Below are 4276 nucleotides of genomic sequence, written 5' to 3' on the forward strand. Positions count from 1 at the left end.
GAATCAGGCGTGGATTTAGGAGAAGTTGCAACTTTTCTAAAAAGCTCGAAAATCATTTTAAAGCCTTTGATTTGACTTTCTTTTACCTTAATAACGGATTTGTTTAACGCCAGCATACTTTTTGAAATACCACCAACTGTTTTACTAATTAAAGTTATAAGTGGTTTCTTGAACTAAGAATAGCCGATAAAAGTGTAGCAAGTTGCTACACTCCTAGATAATATCCTTTCCGAAAATTTCATTTAGACGATCCTTGATGCCTTCCACAAATTTACTATCTGTTTTCAATTTATTTTTCATTTTTCTCTTAAAGTCACTTAAGCTCATTCCTACTTCAGCAAAATCCATTTGAAATAATGAATCATTAATAACAACGTTTGCTTGAGAGTCTGTGAGGCAACCTTCAGTCTTAAACCACTTTTCAAGCTGTAAATAATTTTCATCATCATTAAAAATATACCATGAACGTACAGTGGTATCGAATTTTGCACCTAGATCTTTTACCTCAGCATTATCTTCAAATGGAACATCTAAGTAGATCTTTAATTTTTCGGCCTTTTTATTTTCAATTACAGGTTTCTCAAAGCTACGATGATGTAATTTAAATTTTACGCCTACAATAGGCCGTCCTTTTTTAATTGTTTCATATTCTAATTGTAAATCGGTATTTTCATTAATTTCAGCTACAATTTTATCTAATACATAACGTCGAAAATCAACCCAACGGTCATATTTAGTTTCATTTATATCAATTAGGGCTTTGAGATTCTCTAATAATAATGGAACTTCGTAGATTTCCTGAGTCTTAAATTTGAATTCGTTTTTTATGAAATAGGTATAAAGACTCATACTTGCAACTGAATCTAGAGCAAATAAATGTTTAAGTTGGTATGTTGTAAAATTACCACCAGCTAATTGAGTAAAGTAAGGTAATACTTCACTGGTAAATCTGATTTGAAGTGCATTCTTTGAATCATCTTCCCATCTTAACTCACGGATAATAGGGACAACCGAGTGAACTCTTTTAGTCTTTTTCTTTATATCATCTACAGGTTCTTCAATTACAAAGTGCGCCACACGGGATGAAAGTTCTTTGTAAATTCGATCAATGGCTACATTAATTGAATTTCGCTTACTTAATCCCAATAATTCAGCTAAATCATCTTTATACAGATAGATGTATGTTTGTTCACTAATCTCTTTATCGATATGATTCTTCTCACCGTAATTGGCAACAGCCATCGCGTATAAAAGTGCTTTATATTCATTCGCTGACAATTCAATAGGGCGTATCAAACGATTGCTAGTACTTACAACCCCATTGTGACGAATATTACCTATGCAGTACGGGATTGAATCCAGCTCTTCTTTGTTATGGCTTAGTTCTGACATAAAGAGTATTAACTATTTTAAGTGTGCTTAAGTTGATTATGCATGTTATATAAAAAAGTGGAAAAATATTCAACACTTTCACCTAAAAAACCTAAGGTGGAATACTTGTCACCAGATTTAGATAAAAATCAATTAAAAGTGGAATTTTATTTTTTAATTCCACCCAAAGATGACAAACACTCCACTTTTAGATGTTTTTGATTCTTTATAGAAATACGGATTGATGAATAAATACCCATAATGGATTTTAAATAATCAATTAACCTATTTCGATATGACAAGTTTTCCACCTTTAAAAAACGCAGATCACTGAAAAAGAATATCGAGTTTAGTCATAAGAACAAAATATCTGCATTCTAGGGTGAGTGCGTGAAATTCTTTCCACTCTTAGATCAATAAATATATCAAAAAGTGGTCTAGTTAAAAAAGCATTACAACTTTATCCACAATATTATTTTTGTAAGTGATTTTTTTTCCACTATTGCACACAACTTAACCAAGTTATCAACATCATAAGTAATTGTTTTATCTATATTTTAAATAATAATACCTATATTTTATAATTAACAGTGACAAGCATTCCACTATAGTGACAAATATTCCACTTTTAAGTGACATCTACTCCACTTTATAGTGACAAGAATTCCACTTTTAAGTGATCATCTTTCCACTTATAGAAGACAACTCTTCCACTTTAAGATGACAAACCCTCCACCTTAAAGTGGATATAGTATTGTTTTTAAATGAAAAATATTAGCTTAATTATTAATTAGCTTAATTATAAATTACTATTAATTATTAATTAAGCTAGCTATATGAGATTTTAAATTTAAAATTGTTTTAGCGTTATACAAATGACTGTTTTAAATTTAAAAGGTGTAGTAACTTAGTCCAAAGTTATTTATATTAATAGTAATTGTAAATATAGAATGATTTGACAAGTATGTCTGCAAAAATTATTGCTGTTGCGAATCACAAGGGTGGTTGTGGTAAAACAACAACAGTTGTTCATTTAGCCTCTGAGCTAGCAAACTTAGGAAAGAAAGTGCTTGTAATCGATTTAGATCCTCAAGCAAATGCTAGCTTGCATATTGGTTTAAAACATCCAAGTGAAGTTGGAGTAACAACCGCTGAGTTATTAGTAGGTGATGTCTCATTACTTACCGACGCTTTAGAAGAAGATACTAATTTTGATAATGTTTCACTAATTTATGGTTCTCTCAATTTAGGAAAAACTGAGGACCAACTAAAAGAAGATGCTCCAAGACCTTCAGAAGAACTCACTACAAAATTAGAACTATTAAAAGATCTTTATGATTTTATTTTAATTGACTGCCCTCCAAGTTTAAAACTATTGACTAGTAATGCTTTAGCATCTTCAACACATGTAATTATCCCGATTGAATCTGGCTCACAATATGGCCTATATGGTGTTACAGACTTACTTAATCATTTGGAAAAAATAAAGAGAATCAATGCGGAGCTACAATTATTAGGTGCCCTACTGATTAAGCACGATGAGCGACAAAATGTTTGTAAACTCATTCGTGATGAAGCATTTAAGCAAGTGGGCTATATTATGGAAACGACTATTCCACAAAGTACAAAAGTAAATCAAGCCGCAATTATGCAGCAGTCTTTACTTAAGTTAGACAAAAGTGGAAAGGTTCGAAAGGCTTTTGAAAGTTTAGCTAAAGAAATATTAGCTAAAGTTAACTGATTGAGAATTTTATGGCAACTGCAAAAGAACTTTTAGCTCAAAAGCTGAAACAAAATACTCAAAAGCATCAATTAGCTCAAAAAGATAATATAAAGGAATTAAAGGAATTTAGACGAAATGTCCCCATTGAAGACATTTCACGGAGTCCTTATCAACCGCGTAGAAAATTTGATGAGCAGGAAATCAAAGAACTGGCTGAATCGATCGATGAAGTTGGTTTGTTGCAACCCATCACTGTTCGTAAACTTGAAAATTTAAAATTTGAACTGATTGCAGGTGAACGTCGATTACGTGCGCATGAAATTCTAAAAAAATCGACCATTGAAGCCATTATTATTGATGCAAATAATGAAGAAGCTTCACTACTTACACTAGCTGAAAATTTAAAACGCCAGGATTTAACAGACTTCGAAATCTATATTGGTCTAGTAGGTTTGGATGAAAACTTAAAGAAAAATAAACAACGTTTAGCGAAATCTTTAGGCTTAAATCGTGAAGACATGTATAAATATTTATCTTTTGAAATGTTGCCTAAAGCCATCTTGAATGATTTGGCAAATGAGCCCCAATTATTAGGTCGAACTGCTGCAACAGCTTTTAAAAAATTTCTTGCAGATCACGACGAAATAAAACTACGTGCTGAAAAAGCCTTGTTAACTGTTTGGACAAAAGTAAAGAATGGCCAACTTGAGCAAACTAAGGCTGTTGTACAAGCTACGAAATACCTAGTTCAAGATAATAACGATTCTCCATCAACATCGCTTGTAAAAAAAATTGAATATGCTGGTAAAGTTGCTGGGAATATTAAATTTAATGATAATTTATTAAAGGTTTCTCTAAAAATTTCTCATTTTGATGATGCTAGTTTAGAAAAATTAGAAAATATATTGAAAGAGTTGGTAGAGCAAAATCAAGAAGTGTAGCAAGTTGCTACACTTCCTTTCTTTAAAATATGTCTGATAGTATAATCTTTGTGATACCTAGTAATAAAATTAATCATCATTCTAAATACCAATTTCATCTTTGAATAATTTAACCTAGGACTTACGCATTGACGGATTCAAAAAAGTATTAAAATACTTTATAAAGTATCTGTGATCAGACGAATTAAACATGCTTCTACAGCAACTTGTACATTACCCATTTATATGGGCTTTCTCATGA

At 31.3% G+C, this 4276-nt stretch carries 3 protein-coding genes and 1 pseudogene; 3 read left to right on the top strand and 1 reads right to left on the bottom strand.

Translation table 11 applies throughout. The features are described 5' to 3' along the window. Positions 1-107, top strand: a pseudogene (locus FTV32_RS15865) (IS1 family transposase); the annotation flags it as partial. Positions 108-213: 106 nt separating this feature from the next. On the opposite strand, the gene FTV32_RS15870 reads toward FTV32_RS15865, so the two are convergent. Further along, positions 214-1392, bottom strand: coding sequence for a replication initiation protein (locus FTV32_RS15870; protein WP_035270863.1), 1179 nt, complete (start codon positions 1390-1392; stop codon positions 214-216). 943 nt (positions 1393-2335) lie between these two features. Here FTV32_RS15870 and FTV32_RS15875 point away from each other — a divergent pair. After that, the gene (locus tag FTV32_RS15875) at positions 2336-3112 is read left to right on the top strand and encodes a ParA family protein (RefSeq protein WP_035270320.1); all 777 of its coding nucleotides are present in this window, start codon (positions 2336-2338) and stop codon (positions 3110-3112) included. An 11-nt stretch (positions 3113-3123) separates the two neighbouring features. Further along, the gene (locus FTV32_RS15880) at positions 3124-4035 is read left to right on the top strand and encodes a ParB/RepB/Spo0J family partition protein (protein WP_035270317.1); all 912 of its coding nucleotides are present in this window, start codon (positions 3124-3126) and stop codon (positions 4033-4035) included. Positions 4036-4276 lie beyond the last annotated feature (241 nt).

The sequence above is a fragment of the Acinetobacter sp. YH16032 genome (assembly GCF_013417345.1).
GTDB lineage: Bacteria > Pseudomonadota > Gammaproteobacteria > Pseudomonadales > Moraxellaceae > Acinetobacter.

Coding starts and splice junctions, on each gene's coding strand:
- FTV32_RS15870 (WP_035270863.1), bottom strand. CDS start 1,392: ATGTCAGAACTAAGCCATAACAAAGAAGAGCTGGATTCAATCCCGTAC.
- FTV32_RS15875 (WP_035270320.1), top strand. CDS start 2,336: ATGTCTGCAAAAATTATTGCTGTTGCGAATCACAAGGGTGGTTGTGGT.
- FTV32_RS15880 (WP_035270317.1), top strand. CDS start 3,124: ATGGCAACTGCAAAAGAACTTTTAGCTCAAAAGCTGAAACAAAATACT.